The organism is Aminobacter sp. MET-1 (assembly GCF_026521175.1).
Lineage (GTDB): Bacteria > Pseudomonadota > Alphaproteobacteria > Rhizobiales > Rhizobiaceae > Aminobacter.
The window spans coordinates 1-254 of sequence record NZ_JAMSHL010000141.1 but is presented as its reverse complement, the minus strand read 5'-3'; the positions used below and the strand labels follow the sequence as shown (position 1 = coordinate 254).

At 65.4% G+C, this 254-nt stretch carries 1 protein-coding gene; it reads right to left on the bottom strand.

The genetic code is table 11. The annotated features are described in order from the left end of the window. Positions 1–254: aminotransferase class I/II-fold pyridoxal phosphate-dependent enzyme (locus NDO48_RS29370; protein WP_267322940.1), on the bottom strand; the 254-nt coding region annotated here is incomplete at both ends.

Below are 254 nucleotides of genomic sequence, written 5' to 3'. Positions count from 1 at the left end.
ATCCACGCCTGCTCGTGACCGAGTGCGTACGCGACGGCGGGCTGGAACGGGGTACCGCCGACGAAGCTCATGAACTGCTTGGCGGCGCGCACCGCATCGATCAGCTCTGTCGGTCCGAGCGCCCACCCGGTTTTCCAGCCGGTGGCGTTGAACGTCTTCGCGGCACTGGACACGGTGACGGTTCGCTCGAACATACCCGGCAGCGTCGCGATCGGGGTGTGCACACCGTCGTCGAAGATCAGATGCTCGTACAC